At 65.0% G+C, this 14,946-nt stretch carries 11 protein-coding genes; 7 read left to right on the forward strand and 4 right to left on the reverse strand.

Annotated elements, in window-relative coordinates:
• The first annotated feature begins 2 nt into the window (after window positions 1-2).
• From CH266_RS01145 to CH266_RS01175, 7 genes are all read left to right on the forward strand, one after another.
• On the forward strand, window positions 3-2,405 hold the full coding sequence (locus CH266_RS01145) for a DUF6049 family protein (RefSeq protein WP_255175801.1): 2,403 nt from the start codon (window positions 3-5) through the stop codon (window positions 2,403-2,405).
• Window positions 2,402-6,592, forward strand: a complete 4,191-nt coding sequence (gene murJ / locus CH266_RS01150) for a murein biosynthesis integral membrane protein MurJ (RefSeq protein WP_176456973.1) — start codon at window positions 2,402-2,404, stop codon at window positions 6,590-6,592. The genes CH266_RS01145 and murJ overlap by 4 nt, the downstream gene beginning before the upstream one ends.
• Window positions 6,593-6,691: 99 nt before the next feature.
• Complete coding sequence (gene sigM / locus CH266_RS01155) at window positions 6,692-7,273, forward strand: RNA polymerase sigma factor SigM (RefSeq protein ID WP_045841535.1); 582 nt, start codon at window positions 6,692-6,694, stop codon at window positions 7,271-7,273.
• Between the two features lie 59 nt (window positions 7,274-7,332).
• On the forward strand, window positions 7,333-8,091 hold the full coding sequence (locus CH266_RS01160; RefSeq protein ID WP_027495013.1) for a hypothetical protein: 759 nt from the start codon (window positions 7,333-7,335) through the stop codon (window positions 8,089-8,091).
• A 125-nt stretch (window positions 8,092-8,216) separates the two neighbouring features.
• A complete protein-coding gene (gene trxB / locus CH266_RS01165; RefSeq protein WP_094714507.1) occupies window positions 8,217-9,206 on the forward strand; it encodes a thioredoxin-disulfide reductase in 990 nt (329 codons plus the stop codon).
• A gap of 47 nt (window positions 9,207-9,253) precedes the next feature.
• Complete coding sequence (gene trxA, locus CH266_RS01170; protein WP_008711582.1) at window positions 9,254-9,586, forward strand: thioredoxin; 333 nt, start codon at window positions 9,254-9,256, stop codon at window positions 9,584-9,586.
• A gap of 138 nt (window positions 9,587-9,724) precedes the next feature.
• The gene (locus tag CH266_RS01175) at window positions 9,725-10,918 is read left to right on the forward strand and encodes an N-acetylmuramoyl-L-alanine amidase (protein WP_032371397.1); all 1,194 of its coding nucleotides are present in this window, start codon (window positions 9,725-9,727) and stop codon (window positions 10,916-10,918) included.
• 38 nt (window positions 10,919-10,956) lie between these two features.
• Here CH266_RS01175 and CH266_RS01180 read toward each other — a convergent pair whose 3' ends face one another.
• From CH266_RS01180 to rsmG, 4 genes are all read right to left on the reverse strand, one after another.
• The gene (locus CH266_RS01180; protein ID WP_094714491.1) at window positions 10,957-11,637 is read right to left on the reverse strand and encodes a hypothetical protein; all 681 of its coding nucleotides are present in this window, start codon (window positions 11,635-11,637) and stop codon (window positions 10,957-10,959) included.
• Window positions 11,638-11,872: 235 nt separating this feature from the next.
• Window positions 11,873-12,949, reverse strand: a complete 1,077-nt coding sequence (locus CH266_RS01185; protein WP_094642758.1) for a ParB/RepB/Spo0J family partition protein — start codon at window positions 12,947-12,949, stop codon at window positions 11,873-11,875.
• Window positions 12,950-12,952: 3 nt separating this feature from the next.
• Entirely contained in the window at window positions 12,953-13,954 is a 1,002-nt protein-coding gene (locus CH266_RS01190) for a ParA family protein (protein WP_027495008.1), read from the reverse strand.
• Window positions 13,955-14,030: 76 nt separating this feature from the next.
• The gene (gene rsmG / locus CH266_RS01195; protein ID WP_032371601.1) at window positions 14,031-14,708 is read right to left on the reverse strand and encodes a 16S rRNA (guanine(527)-N(7))-methyltransferase RsmG; all 678 of its coding nucleotides are present in this window, start codon (window positions 14,706-14,708) and stop codon (window positions 14,031-14,033) included.
• Between the last annotated feature and the right edge of the window lie 238 nt (window positions 14,709-14,946).

Below are 14,946 nucleotides of genomic sequence, written 5' to 3' on the forward strand. Positions count from 1 at the left end.
TCGTGCGGGCCCGGAAGGTCGCTGCCGCCGCATTGACCTCGTTTTTCCTCGCTGCAGCGCCGGCCGTCGGCACCGCAGCACTGGGACCCCAACAGCTCCCTACTGCCGCGGCGCAGCCAGATTCCGCCGGAGACACCAGCGGTACGACCAGCGCCGTTCCCGATACCCCGATGACGCAGGCCGGCGATCCGTTCCTGACGCTGAGCATCGATACGGTCGCACCCTCGACGGTCACCACCAGCAGCGATCCGTTCGTCACGGTTCGCGCGACGGTGAAGAACACCGGCGATCGACGCGTCGACGACGTCAGCGTTCGCCTACAGGGTGCGGCGGCCATCGACACGACGTCCGGTCTGCGGACCTCGCTCACCCTCGACCAGGAAAGATTCGACCGCGTCGGGACTTTCGTCACGGTCGCGGAGTCGCTGGAGAAGGACCAGAGCCGCCAGTTCGATCTGTCGATGCAGCTACGAAGCAGTACCGAGCCCTCCCTCGGGATCGACGCTCCCGGCGTTTACCCCCTACTTCTCAACGTCAACGGCACCCCCGAGTACGGCGGGACGGCTCGACTCGACGACGCCCGCTTCCTGCTACCCGTCGTCGGACTGCCGCGGAATCCCGGTCAGCTCGACCCCGCAGCGCCCGACGCGATGCCGCTACCCCCCAACACCCGGAACCCCGTTGCAATGACGGTGTTGTGGCCACTCGCCGACATTCCCCGTCTCGCGGCCGGAATCCCCGGTTCCATCGACGATCGAGTGCGCTTGATCGACGACGACCTGGCGACTGAGCTCGCCGCTGGTGGTCGGCTCGACACCCTGCTCAAAGCCCTGGAATTCGCGACGCAGCCCGGTCTCGATCCCGACGGCAAATTGGCGTCGAGCCTGTGTATCGGCATCGATCCCGACCTGCTGGTCACCGTCTCGAACATGACCCGCGGCTACCTCGTCGTCGACAACCCGGCCGATCCGGCCAGCTCCGCGCGGGAGGGCTCCGGCAGCGGGGCCGCAGCCCAGTGGTTGACGCGGCTCGAGGCACTGGCGTCGAACACGTGCGTGACGGCTCTACCGTTCGCTCAGGCCGACCTCGCCGCCGTCGCCGACATCGGCGATTCCTCGCTGCTCAGCAGTGCTGTCGCCGCCCCGGCCGACATCGTCGACGGCATCCTCGGCATCAGCTCGTTACGCGGTTTCACCTGGAGTGCCACCGGCGGCGTCGACGCGGGGGCTGCGGACGCGCTGAGATCGTCGGGAACCGGGACCGTCCTCGTAGCAGACAACAGCATCAGCCCACCCACGTCGTCGCCGACGTCTCTGCTGGTGTCCACCGATACCGCGCCGACCGCCGCGGATCCGACCGGCACCTTGGCCGCCACCCACTACGACTCGGCGACTGCAGCCGCACTGGCCGGCGTCGGGACGACCCCGTCGACCCCGGCCTTGACCCCGGCGAATCAACGCTTCGACCTGGGCACCGACTCTCGTACCGCACGGCTGCAGGACGCCCTCGGCGCCGTCAATTTCCACGCCCTCGTCGGTGCCGATCGCCCCGGCCGCACGGTGACCGTCGCACCGCCGCAGTACTGGACCGCGGGAGGAGACGAACCGTCAGCAATCCTGTCGACGGTGTCCTCGCTGTTGCGTTCGGGCCTGGCGACGCCTCGTCCGCTGCCCGGCCTGATCACCGAGCCCCCCACCGGAATCCCGGTGACCAGCATCGATGTGCCGACCGATCTCGATGCGTCCGCCATCGACACGGTGCGAACACAGAGCGCACGGGTGGACACCCTGGCGCAGTCACTGGTCGAGGATCCCCAGTCCGCGCTGACTCCGCGCCTGTACACCGCCCCGCTGCGGGAGGACATGCTCCGCGCCCTGTCGACCGCGGGTCGTGCCAGCGCCGAGGGCGAGGACGCCGCGGCCATGGCACGCACCCGTCTCACCGCGACCCGCGTCGGACTCGACACCGTCTACGGATCGGTGACCGTGCTGGCCCCGGGCGGCGTCTACACACTCGCCTCCGAGCAGAGTCCGCTGCTGCTCGTGGCCCGCAACGACCTACCGGTGCCGGTCAACGTGCTCCTCCGAGTAGACGCACCACCGGAGATGACGATCAGCGACGTCGGTGTGACCCAACTTCCGGCGCGCGGATCGCGAACCATCACCGTGCCCGCCGAGGTGGACGACAAACGCAATCTGTCGGTCGACTTCTCCGTCACCACCCTCGACGGCACCCGGCTCGGCGAGGTATCGACGGTGTCGGTTCGATCGAACGCATACGGTCAAGCTCTCGCGATAATTACCGCCTGCGCCGGCGCGCTCCTACTGTTGCTTGCAGGCCGACGACTCTGGCACCGATTCCGAGGACAACCCGACCCGGCCGACGAAGGGTACGAGAGACCATGACAGGCAATGTGCCGTACGACGGCGACCTGCCCCGGTCACGCATGCCCGCAGCGCAGGTGTTCCGGCGCACGACGCCCCCACGCCCCGCCCCCTGGGAGCGACAACCGCGACCCGAGATGCGTTCCTATCCGGCGCCGCCCCCGCTCGACGGTCAACCGGCAGCGGACGACTCCGCAACTCAGCTCATCCCACGGTTCCGGGACGAGGACTACCCACCCGCCGCGCCGTCGGGAAACATCCCTCCGCCGCAGACACCACCGGGCGGCAACGAGTCACCACCGCAGCCCGAACCCAGACCTCAGAAGTCGTTGCTGGCCGCGTCGGGTTCGATCGCCGTTGCGACCCTCGTCAGCCGGATCACCGGATTCGCCAAGCAAGTAGCCATGACGGCCACCCTGGGTGCCGGCCTGGCCAGTGCGTTCACCGTCTCGACGATTCTCCCGAACATGATCTCCGAGCTGGTGCTCGGTGCCGTCCTCGGAGCGATCGTCGTTCCTGTCCTGGTACGCGCAGAACAAGAGGACGCCGACGGCGGACGTGACTTCGTCCGACGCCTGTTCACCATCGCGGTCGCGCTGCTCGGCACCGTGGCGTTGGCCGCAACCATCGCTGCGCCGCTGCTGGCGCGTCTGATGCTCAACGGTGATCCGAAGGTCAACGAGGACCTGACCATTGCCTTCACCTATCTGGTGTTGCCGGCGCTGATGTTCTACGGGCTCTCCGGCTTGCTCACGGCGGTGCTCAACACCCGACAGAACTTCAAACCCGGTGCGTGGGCCCCGGTGTTCAACAACCTCGTGGTTCTTGCGGTGTTCGGCATCTACTTCCTGATGCCGGGTGAGATCACCGTCAACCCGGTCGACATGACGAACCCGCAGCTGTTGATCATCGGCCTCGGCGTCACCACCGGTGTCATCACGCAGGTACTGGCGCTGATCCCTGCGCTTCGCCGCGAGAAGATCGACCTGCGCCCACTCTGGGGGTTCGACGCGCGCCTGAAAAAGTTCGGCGCGATGGCGGCCGCAATCGTGCTCTACGTCGTCATCAGTCAGATCGGTCTGATCGTCGCCACCAACATCTCGTCGGGAGCCGACGACGCGAGCCCCACGATCTATTCCCAGGCCTGGATCGTGCTGCAGTTGCCGTACGGCATTCTCGGCGTCACGGTTCTGACGGCGATCATGCCCCGACTCAGTCGTAATGCCGCCAACGGTGACACGCCCTCGGTCGTCGACGATCTCTCCGTCGCCACTCGGCTGACGATGGTCGCGATGGTCCCGATCGTCGTGTTCCTGACGTTCGCGGGGCCGTGGGTGGGCGAGGCGCTGTACGGGTTCGGCAAGTTTGCGCCCGACGCCAACCGGCTGGGTGAGGCCGTGAGCTGGTCGGCGTTCTCCCTTATCCCGTACGCGCTGGTCCTGATCCACCTGCGCGTGTTCTACGCCCGCGAGCAGGCCTGGACGCCCACCTGGATCGTCCTCGGCATCACCGCCGTCAAGATCGGCCTGTCGTTGCTCGCCCCGATCGTCGCAACCGATCCGGAACAAGTGGTACTGCTCCTCGGCACCGCGACCGGCCTCGGCTACACCGCAGGTGCCGTCATCGGCGGATACCTGCTGCACAAGAGCCTCGGCAACCTGCGGATGGCCAACGTCGGGAAGACTGTCTGGCTGGTTCTCATCGCCTCGCTGGCCGGCGGCGCAGCCATGCTCGCCATCGACCGGATCGTCGGATTCGACGCCATGGCGAACGGCTGGATCGGCAACTTCGTGCGCGTCGCGATGGACGCCGTCATCATGCTCGGCATCACGTTCTCCATCCTGTGGTTCGGCAAGATTCCCGAAGTACTGGCCGTCACCGTCGCGTTGAGCCGGCTCGTCCGCCGGGTCCTCGGACGGTCGGCCCCGCCCGAGCCTGTGACGTCCGGTTCGGTGCCGGATCCGGCTGCCGCGGAAACCAGCGTGATTCCGGTTATTCGAACCGAGCCCACATGGGACACTGCGCGGGATCGACTCCCGTACCCTGGTCAACGGCACCCGGGGGCAGACGCCCCTGCAGGTCGACCGCTTGTAGAACAACACGGGGCATATTCGCCTGAAGGAGTAACAGTGACCGACGACGATGTTGCTGGGGGGCCGGCACAGTCTCCAGCAAACGAAGCCGACCGAACGAGCGGCGGAGTCGAAGTCGACACCCAGGACCGCACCGAGCCCGTGAAGGCCGAGTCTGCTGCGTCGTCGAAAACACCCGAGTCGAAAACACCCGAGTCGAAGACAGCGGACTCGAAAGCACCTGATTCTTCGGAGAAGCCGAGCACACCCAGCACGCCTGAGTCGGCGGCAGCGTCGAGTGCCGAGGCCACCGAGAAGAAGGAAACCACAGCGTCCGCTCCCAAGGATCAGACGATCGCGATCTCCAAGGCAGCGCTGGCCGCCAAGCCGTCGGACAAGACCGTCTCCATCTCGAAGGCGAAGCTGCCGGTCGACGACGCGAGCAAGGCCGAGCCGAAGACCGACAGCACGCCGGTGGACGCGACGAAGAAATCGGCGGCAGTCGACAAACCAGTAGCACCGAAGCCGACGACGGACAAAGCTGCCGAAAAACCAGCCGAGGACCAGTCCACCGCGGACGCCCCCGGGCGCACCCTTCGCGGACCGACACTGATTCCCGGTGCTTCGGTGGCCGGCGGACGCTACCGCCTGTTGGCACCGCACGGTGGAGCTCGCGGGCTGAAGTTCTGGCAGGCCCACGACGTCAAGCTCGACCGCGAGGTCGCGTTGACGTTCGTCGACGCCGATCAGCAGTCCACGGCGTCACCCAACGACCGCACTCAGGGCCCGCAGGCAATCCTGTCCCGGACGCTGCGCCTCGGTCGGATCAACTCTCCCGGCCTCGCCCGGGTGCTCGACGTGGTGCGCGGTAGCTCCGGCGGCATCGTCGTCGCCGAGTGGACTCCCGGTCGCTCGCTGCGCGAGATGGCCGATACGGTTCCTGCCCCCACCGGCGCCGCCCGTGCGATCAAGGTCCTGGCCGCCGCGGCCGAGGCTGCGCACCGAAGCGGCGGCGCACTGTCGATCGACCACCCCGATCGCGTACGCATCAGTACCAGCGGCAACGCCGTCCTGGCGTTTCCCGCGACTCTGGCGGACGCCGACTCCAGTTCGGACGTCCGTGGTCTCGGTGCCATGCTCTACGCCCTGATCACTGCACGCTGGCCGTTGTCGGACACCACCGGAGAAGCCGTCGTTCCCGGTGACGCGGCATCCCTGCGCAGCGTCGGCGGCATGCGTCCGGCCGATCGGGACGACAAGGGTGCGCCGCGCGAGCCTCGCGAAATTCGCCCCGACGTTCCGTTCGAGATCTCTGCCGTCGCGGTACGAGCGCTCGAGCAGAACAGTGGCATTCGCACCGCCGCGACGGTGCAGCACGTTCTCGATCAGGCCGCGGTGGTCAACGACAAGACCGACCTGATGCCGGCACTGCGACTGGGCCAGCGTGCCCCGGGAGCCAGCGGTCACTCGCTCGCAGACCCGGAAGAGCTGGCCGCCGAGAAGGCGAAGTCGACGCGAACCAACATCGCCATCGCCGTTCTCGGCGCTCTGACGGTGCTGATTCTGGCGTTCGCCGGCTACTGGTTGTTCACCTCTATCGCGGGCGACAACACCGATGCACCGCTGGACAGCCAGGAGTTCGGGCTGACGACCCCGGCTGCCGCACCGCCGGCCGGCGACACCGCTGCGCCCCCGGCGCCGACGGGTGGACCCGTCGCGATGAGCGATGTCAGCGTCTTCTCGCCGCAGGGTTCTGCAGACAACCCGGGCACGGCATCGAACGTGATCGACAACAACCCCAGCACGGCCTGGACCACCGACTCCTACTTCCAGCAGTTCCCGGCGCTGAAGAACGGTGTCGGACTGCTCGTCACCATCCCGTCGTCGACGTTGAAGAACGCGTGGATCGAATCGACGTCGCCGGGAACGGTCGTCGAGATCAGGTCCGCTCCCAACGATTCCCCGAGCCTCGGCGACACCACGCTCCTCGGTGAAGCCACTCTGCAGAACGGCCGCACCGATATCGCACTCGACGGCACCGAACCCACCGGCAACGTCCTGGTGTGGATCACCACCCTCGGAGAGCAGGGTGGCCGCATCGCTACCTCGATCTCCGGGATCGGTTTCGACACGTAAAACCGGCGATACAGAGGCAAATCGCGTTCGTTTCGTACTTCGCGGTATCGATGGCCTAGGCTCCCCCCAATGCGTTAACACGGGGGGAGCCGTTTTCGTATGACCGAACGTATCGATTCGGCGCTGGGGGAGCGCACGGATGCGGAATTGTTGGCTGCTCATGCAGCCGGTGAGCCCACCGCATTCGCCACGTTGATCCATCGCCATCAGGAACACCTGTGGCTCACGGCACGCCGCACGAGCTACACACCCGAGGACGCATCCGACGCGTTGCAGGAGGCGTTGCTCTCCGCGCATCGAACGGCCGGGTCGTTTCGCGCGGACGCTGCAGTCCGCAGTTGGTTGCACAAGATCGTCGTCAACGCGTGCCTCGATCGCATTCGCCGAAACAAGGCACGTCCGTCGGTTCCGTTGAGCGAGAACGAGAGTCACGAACCGGTGTCGCCTCGGGACCGAATCTCCGAATCCGAGACCAGCATCCTCGTCCGACAGGCCCTGATGACGCTGCCGCCCGACCAGCGAGCGGCGGTGGTCGTCGTGGACATGGAGGGCTACTCGGTGGCCGACGCCGCAGCGTTGCTGGGGGTTCCCACCGGTACCGTGAAGAGTCGATGCGCTCGCGGCAGACTCAAGTTGTCGACGCAGCTCGCATACCTCAAGGACGCAGGGAACCGAATCTAGACCCCTCGCGTCTAAACCGTGTGAGAGGGAAAGAAGACTCGGCGAAGGGAGGCAGGAACGTGTCGTCGAACACCGACGCTCTACCCGGTGCCCCGTTCTCACCCGAGTTGCTGGCCGATCTGCATGCAGATGCGCTACCCGAGGATGTCAGCAGTCGGCTGTGGCCGTTGGTGCGTGCCGACGCCGAGGCGATGCGAATCCTGGCGACACTGGACACCGTCACCGCTCGGCTGCACGAGTTGGGCGAGGATCCGAACGGCACGATGCCCGTTCCCGCCGACGTCGCCCGGCAGATCGATCGCACCCTCGAGACCCTGGCCGACACAGAGTCGGCGGACCGTACCGCCGATGTCCTTCCGCTTCGCAGACCTCCACGTAGCGCGCGTACACGCCGGCACGTGATCGTCGGAATTGCCGCTGCTGCAGCACTTCTCGCGGGTGGTTCGGTCACCTTCGCCGCCGTTCTGCACAGCCCGGGCACGTCGGATCCCGTCGTAGCCGAGCCGGGGACCACGCCACCCGACTCGTCCCTCGTTCTCGATTCCACCGATCTCGACTCGAACGTCGCGTTCACCGTCATCGGTAAACGAGACCCCGGCAGCCTGTCGGATCCGGCAGACCTGGCCGCGTGTCTCGACGCCAACGGCGTGGACCCCGCCGCCACCGTTCTCGGATCCAGTCAGGTTCGAATCGAAGGCCGACAGGGAACTCTCCTCGTCCTCGCCGGGGCCGGGCCGGCGCAGTTCATCGCTCTGGCAGTAGGCAACGATTGCCGCGGCGGCAATCCCGATGTCCTCACGCGTCGCGATATCGGCTGACACATCTCTCACCGGGGAACAACTGCCTCTAGGGTGGTGTTGACCAGATGTACGTCGATACGCAGTGCTCAGTGCACTTTCGCGTCGACGCCAAGAACACGCCGCACAAGATCGGAAGGTCTGCATTGAGTACCCCCAAGGTTCACGATCTCATCATCGTCGGTTCGGGACCGGCCGGTTATACCGCCGGTGTCTACGCGGCCCGCGCAGAGCTGGAGCCGATCCTGTTCGAGGGAACCCAGTTCGGTGGAGCACTCATGACGACCACCGAGGTCGAGAACTTCCCCGGGTTCCGTGAGGGCATCATGGGCCCCGATCTGATGGAGCAGATGCGCGAGCAGGCGAAGCGATTCGGTGCCGACATCCGCACCGAGGACGTCGAGGAGCTCGACCTCACCGGTCCGATCAAGACCGTCTCCGCAGGCGGCGAGACCTTCCAGGCTCGCGCAGTGATCCTGGCCATGGGTGCAGCAGCGCGATACCTGTCGATCCCGGGCGAGGAGAAGCTGCTCGGACGCGGTGTCAGCGCCTGCGCCACCTGCGACGGCTTCTTCTTCCGCGACCAGGACATTGCCGTCATCGGTGGCGGTGACTCGGCGATGGAGGAAGCCACCTTCCTCACCCGGTTCGCTCGTAGCGTGACGATCGTGCACCGGCGTAGCGAGTTCCGCGCGTCGCGCATCATGCTCGAGCGCGCCAAGAACAACGACAAGATTCGCTTCCTCACCGACACCAAGGTTCTCGAAGTCCTCGGCGACACGAGCGTGACCGGTATCTCGCTCGAGCACGCCCAGACCGGAGAGAAGACGACTCTCGATGTCACCGGGATGTTCGTCGCCATCGGCCACGATCCCCGCAACGAACTGGTCAAGGGTCAGGTCGATCTCGACGACGCCGGCTACGTCAAGGTCGCATCGCCCACGTCGGCCACCTCGGTCGAAGGCGTGTTCGCTGCAGGCGACCTCGTCGATCACGTCTACCAGCAGGCCATCACCGCTGCGGGTACCGGCTGCACCGCATCCATCGACGCCGAGCGTTGGCTGGCCGAGCAGGGCGACATCACCACCAACACACTCGAGCACGCCGATCAGCCGGTCGACGCCGTCAACGCCTGACCGGTAGCCCCACCACCTGTTTGCAGACCCACACCGAGGAGATTCACATGTCCGACGACAAGAGCACAGTCACCATCACCGACGCGTCGTTCGTCGACGACGTTCTGACCAGCGAGAAGCCCGTTCTGGTCGACTTCTGGGCCACCTGGTGCGGCCCGTGCAAGATGGTTGCTCCCGTGCTCGAGGAGATCGCTGCCGAACACAAGGACAAGCTGACCATCGCCAAGCTCGACATCGACGCCAACCCGCAGGCGGCTCGGGACTTCAAGGTCATGTCCATCCCGACGCTGATCCTGTTCCAGGGTGGCAAGCCGGTCAAGCAGATCGTCGGCGCAAAGGGCAAGGCCGCGCTGCTCAAGGACCTCGAAGGCGTTATCTGACTCACCCACGCTTGGTGTGGATTGCCGCAGAAGCCTGTCTTTCTGCGACAATCATCTGATGTGCCGATGCTTGCGTCGGCACATCAGCGCATCGAAGTGCGTGTAGACCGTCAGGACGATCGAGAGGGTTTTTCCAGGATGCAGGAGCTCAGTCACGGCGATTCCGGACCCGCCGTCGCCGAGGTCCGCGGCACTCTCTCGGCACTCGGTTTCCTCCACGAGGCCGTGGTTCCGCCCGGCCCGATGGACGACGGCCACTGGACGGCCCCGGGATCGGTGTTCGACCGGGCCCTCGACGGTGCCGTGCGCGCGTTCCAGCAGCATCGCGGCTTACTGGTCGACGGTGTCGTCGGACCGGCCACGTACCGCGCCCTCAAAGAAGCGTCCTACCACCTCGGTGCCCGCACGCTGATCTACCAGCTGTCCGCTCCGCTGTACGGCGACGACGTCGCTACCCTGCAGACACGCCTGCAGGACCTCGGTTTCTACAACGAGCGCGTCGACGGCTTCTTCGGTCCGAAGACGCACGAGGGCCTGTCGTCTTTTCAACGCGAGATCGGTCTGGCACCCGACGGTATCTGTGGTCCGGCGACACTGCGTTCGCTCGACCTCCTCGGAACCCGCGTCACCGGTGGATCGCCCCACGCGATGAGCGAAGAAGAACTCGTACGCAAATCCGGCCCACAGTTGACGGGTAAGCGAATCGTCATCGACCCCGATCTCGGTGGTGCCGACACCGGCCGCATCGTCGACGGCACATTCGGACGCGTCTCCGAATCGGAAATTCTGTGGGATCTGGCCAGTCGTCTCGAAGGCCGAATGGCGGCGACCGGAATGGAAACGTTCCTCTCTCGTGCACGGGGCACCAACCCGTCGGTGGCCGACCGCGCAGAGACCGCCAACGCCTGGGGCGCAGATCTGATGATCTCGCTGCGCTGCGCATCGAGCACCAGTCCTGTGGCCAATGGAGTGGCCAGCTTCCACTTCGGTAACTCGCACGGATCCACCTCGATGATCGGCCAGGTCCTCACCAGCTACGTGCAACGCGAAATCGTCGCTCGCACACCACTTCTCGATTGCCGCAGTCACGGCCGCACGTGGGATCTGTTGCGGCTCACCAACATGCCGACCATCCAGATAGACCTCGGCTACCTCACCAACGAATCCGACGTCGAAGTACTGAGCGATCCGCGATTCCGCGACATCATTGCCGAAGCAATCCTGATCGCCGTCAAGCGGTTGTACCTCCTGGGTCAGGACGACCAACCGACCGGCACGTTCACGTTCGCTGAACTACTGGCCGAGGAACTCGCCGCCGCCGACCGTCCCTGATCGACGGCGCCCCCGCGCCACCGGTCGGAGCCCGTCGTTCAGCGAGCTCCGACCGTCGACTTCTGTTCGATGTCGACCACCGAGATACTCGCCGCCACCAGCAATTGCTCGAGCGCTGATTCGACGTCCTGCTTCCACCCGTGATCGCGATCCAATTCGAGGCGGAGTCTCGGGAACCTGTGATGCGGCGCCACCACCTCGAAGCCGACCTTCTCCAGAAAGTCGGCGTCGATCATGCATGTCGCAGCCGAGCACGTCGCATGTGCCGTCGCGTTGGGAATTGCCGGCGACGCGTCGTCCGCATTGTGGCGAATGCCGAAGGCCTCCAAGGCACGAACACCACGATTGACAAGATCGCCGACCACGGCCTGAATCAGGGTTGCCGAATGCAGATTCGCATCGGCCGGGGAATCGATACGAAGCTGGGTCAGTAGGACCGCGTCGGGACTGACGGGCGAAGTAGGGAAGGTCGACGCCCGAGGAACTGCGCGGGGCGGGCAGTACAGCGCACACCCGATCGTGTCGCCGTCCACGGACAACAGCTGTCCGCACGATCCCCACTCGAGCATGATCGTCGACAGCCACACCTCGTTCTCGAATTCGAGGTCCACTGCCGCGCCGTCGGACGTGGGATCGAGGACCCAGAAGCTACACCGCCGAGAATGTGCCGGCAGATGTTCGAACGAGCCGAGGGTCACTCCGGTCACCATCGCCGACACCGCGTACCTCAGCCTCCGTGCAGTCGTTCCACCGCTCGATTCTCGGTGGGGAGCCGATTCTCTCCTCGACCAGGATAGGCGACGGGGTCGCGCTACCTGGTGATCGGGGAAGATCCTCGAAACCTAATGCATCACAATAGTTTTCGATCCATCTTGCCGTTTTCGGGACCACTCGTCGTCGATATACGTCACAGTGACGTTACGCCCTGGTATGACTGGTCCTGAAAAAACGCGGCTACTTTTTCTTCTGAGCTTCCATCATCTCGACGATTCTCTGAAGGTCGTCGACCGACCCGAATTCGACGACGATCTTGCCCTTTCGCTTACCCAGACTCACTGTCACCCTCGTATCGAACGAATCCGAGAGGCGATCGGCCACATCCTGAAGGCCCGGCATCTGGATCGGCTTGCGCTTCGCCGCCGGTTCGGGGGACTTACCGTCCTCGCGATTGGCGAGAGTGACGGCTTCTTCCGTCGCTCGAACCGAGAGACCCTCGGCCACGATGCGCGCAGCCAGCGATTCCTGTGCATCCGATCCCGCGTCCAATGACAGCAGTGCGCGTGCATGTCCCGCCGACAGAACACCGGCTGCGACACGTCTCTGTACCGGAATCGGCAGCTTCAGCAGACGGATCATGTTGGTCACGACGGGGCGTGAGCGTCCGATCTTTGCCGCGAGCTCCTCGTGCGTGACATCGAATTCCTCGAGCAGCTGCTGATATGCGGCCGCCTCTTCGAGAGGATTGAGCTGTACGCGATGGATGTTTTCGAGCAGTGCGTCGCGCAGCATTGCGTCGTCTGCGGTTTCCCGGACGATCGCGGGGATCTTCTCCAGGCCCGCTTCCTGGCTCGCGCGCCACCGCCGCTCGCCCATGACGAGTTGATACTTGGCATCTCCTGCAGCTGCAGAACCGGATACGAGACGCACCACGATCGGCTGCATGAGGCCGAATTCGCGAATCGAGTGCACCAATTCGGCAAGGGATTCGTCGTCGAAGACGTGCCTCGGCTGCTTGGGATTCGCCTCGATTCGGTCCGGCGAGATCTCCCGATACACGGCACCGACAGGGGAGAGGTCGTCCCCGTTCAGCACCGGCGGCGTCGGAGTAGGCGCCGTTGCGGTCTCTGTGGTGTCGTCGGACGCCGTTGCCCGCTTGGGCTTCGTCGACGTGTCCGGCTTGTCCTTCGCGTTGCGGTCGGCACCGATGATGACGTCGGCTGCTGCATTACCGAGGCGCGGTCCGGCATCGGGGCCCGTGGGGATGAGCGACGCGAGTCCGCGCCCCAGACCGCCCTTACGTGCTTGACTCATGTCCTACTTCTTTCGTGCGTCGATGCCGGCCGAGCGAGCAGCGAGCTCTCGTCCGGCGTCCAGGTAACTCATTGCTCCACGCGAACCGGGGTCGTAATCCAACACCGTCATGCCGTACCCCGGTGCCTCGGAGACCTTCACACTGCGCGGAATCACGGCACGGAGCACGGCATCACCGAAGTGCTTCCGCACTTCCTCGGCGACCTGATCGGCCAGTTTGGTGCGGCCGTCGTACATCGTGAGGATGACGGTCGAGACGTGCAATTCAGGATTGAGATGGGACTGAACCAGCTCGATATTCCGAAGCAGCTGCCCCACACCCTCCAGTGCGTAGTACTCGCATTGAATGGGAATCAGCACCTCGGTGGCCGCCACAAGCGCGTTGACAGTCAGCAGACCGAGTGACGGTGGGCAGTCGATGAGGATGAAATCGGCGTCGAGTCCGGCCAACTCCTCGACCGACAACGCCGTCTTGAGGCGTCCTTCCCGAGCCACCATCGAGACCAATTCGATCTCCGCGCCAGCAAGGTCGATCGTTGCCGGGATGCAGAACAACCGCTCACTGTGCGGACTCTGCTGGATCGCGTCTTTGGCCTTCACTTCGCCGATGAGCACCTCGTAGCTCGACGGCACACCGGAATGATGTTCGACGCCCAGTGCCGTGCTGGCGTTGCCCTGAGGGTCCAGATCCACCACCAAGACCGTCAGACCCTGGAGCGCGAGTGCGGCTGCGAGGTTGACCGCCGTCGTGGTCTTGCCGACGCCGCCCTTCTGATTCGCAATCGTCAGCATGCGGCGCTTCGCCGGCTTGGGCAGCGTCACCGATCCCGGGTGAAGGACCTGACTGGCCCGGTGCGCGGCGGCCCCGATCGGGGTGTCGTCGGTCGAAATCGAGTTGGTGTACTCGAAGCCACTCGTCACCCCCGCCTTGTTGGCGGCTGCGTTCGACGACTTCTTCTTGGACTCTGTTTCACGTGAAACAGCGGGATCCGACCCACCCGACATATGTGCTCCTTAGTGCGGAACTGAATGTGTTCTACGTTCGATACAAACGGCGCGGGGCGATTCCCGCAATCGATCATCAGTGGCGACTGAGCCGCCGCGGCTCACGGACTGCCCTGACGACGATGGTGGGTGTCGGAAGAAGACCGACACCGCACTCCACGACCTCCAGCTTGCCAGCACCCATACGGGTGAGGGAAGTCCTGTCGCGTTCGATCTCCTCACTCGCGCTGGAACCCTTCAGCGCGAGCATCCGGCCGCGTTCGTGAACGAGGGGGAGAGACCATTTGGCGAGCTTCTCCAGCGGGGCCACAGCCCTCGACGTGACGACATCCGCGCCGCCGGCTTCCTTCTTCACGCCGGGCTGCTCGGCCCGCCCACGTACGACCAACACGTTCAGATCGTGTTCGTCGATGAACTCGGCCAGATAGACGGTTCTCCGAAGAAGAGGCTCGACGAGCGTCACCCGAAGATCCGGTCGAGCGATGGCAAGAGGGATACCGGGCAGACCGGCACCGCTGCCGATGTCGACCACAGTCTCGCCCTCGTCGATGAGCTCGCCGATCGCAGCGCAATTGAGGATATGCCGCTCCCAGAGTCGCGGAACTTCGCGTGGACCGATCAGCCCCCGTTCGACTCCGGCGGTAGCCAAGGACTCGTGATACCTCCGGGCGAGATCCAGTCGATCTCCGAACATCTGCTCGGCGACGGCCATCAACTCGGTGCTATCCGACGCTTCTTGTTCCACGTGAAACATCATCCCGTGCTCGGGCACGGATCGCCAAACGACACCTCTGTAAGTCAACGAGATCGCGAGGTTCCGGGAGTTGGAGTCCCGATTCGCTGGGTCGAGCACACCAGGATAGCCGTCCGCGCACCCGCTCCCGATTCGACGGTTCATTCTTCCCGACACTTCGCCGTTGCGGAGTACGTCGGTGTTTCACGTGAAACCGAGCCAGGGTCCGACGGCTGGGGAGGCGACGGTTGCGTGTACT

Source organism: Rhodococcus sp. 06-1474-1B (assembly GCF_002258885.1).
GTDB lineage: Bacteria > Actinomycetota > Actinomycetes > Mycobacteriales > Mycobacteriaceae > Rhodococcoides > Rhodococcoides fascians.

What these genes read in the sequence shown, in the direction of transcription:
- murJ (WP_176456973.1), top strand. Translation starts at nt 2,402, where the DNA reads ATGACAGGCAATGTGCCGTACGACGGCGACCTGCCCCGGTCACGCATG.
- sigM (WP_045841535.1), top strand. Translation starts at nt 6,692, where the DNA reads ATGACCGAACGTATCGATTCGGCGCTGGGGGAGCGCACGGATGCGGAA.
- trxA (WP_008711582.1), top strand. Translation starts at nt 9,254, where the DNA reads ATGTCCGACGACAAGAGCACAGTCACCATCACCGACGCGTCGTTCGTC.
- CH266_RS01175 (WP_032371397.1), top strand. Translation starts at nt 9,725, where the DNA reads ATGCAGGAGCTCAGTCACGGCGATTCCGGACCCGCCGTCGCCGAGGTC.
- CH266_RS01185 (WP_094642758.1), bottom strand. Translation starts at nt 12,949, where the DNA reads ATGAGTCAAGCACGTAAGGGCGGTCTGGGGCGCGGACTCGCGTCGCTC.
- CH266_RS01190 (WP_027495008.1), bottom strand. Translation starts at nt 13,954, where the DNA reads ATGTCGGGTGGGTCGGATCCCGCTGTTTCACGTGAAACAGAGTCCAAG.
- rsmG (WP_032371601.1), bottom strand. Translation starts at nt 14,708, where the DNA reads ATGTTTCACGTGGAACAAGAAGCGTCGGATAGCACCGAGTTGATGGCC.